This is a genomic window from Dietzia sp. SYD-A1 (assembly GCF_015356725.1).
Classification (GTDB): domain Bacteria; phylum Actinomycetota; class Actinomycetes; order Mycobacteriales; family Mycobacteriaceae; genus Dietzia.
Window position 1 is genome coordinate 1 of record NZ_JADDKI010000711.1, and the last position, 370, is coordinate 370.

Consider the following 370-nt stretch of genomic DNA (forward strand, 5'->3'; position numbering starts at 1 on the left):
CTGGTGGTGGTGGAAGGCGATGACGTGGTCGATGTCGCAGTCGTGGGCGTCGACGGTGCATCCGGGGTGGCGGCAGGTTCCGTCGCGTAGCCGGATCCGTTCGGCCAGGGCGGGGGTGATGAGGTACTTGAGTGCGGCGTCGGGGTGGTCGAGCACTCCGGGTTGGGGGTCGATCAGTTCGAATCGCACTGTGGCGTCGCCGCCGGAGAGGAGTTCCTCGCACAGCCAGTCGACGCTGGCGTAGGCGCCGGTGACGAACTGCACGCGGTTGGGCAGGCCCTGGGCGATGCTGTCGATGATCGAGATCCGGATGGGGTGGTCGGTGCCCCAGGACGCCCCGGGCCGCGGCCCACCCGTACCGGCGGCACCG

The 370-nt window shown here is 70.0% G+C and carries 1 protein-coding gene; it reads right to left on the reverse strand.

The genetic code is table 11. The annotated features are described in order from the left end of the window. A partial coding sequence (locus IY392_RS18910; protein ID WP_194862057.1) for an HNH endonuclease signature motif containing protein occupies positions 1–370 on the reverse strand: 370 nt, incomplete at both ends.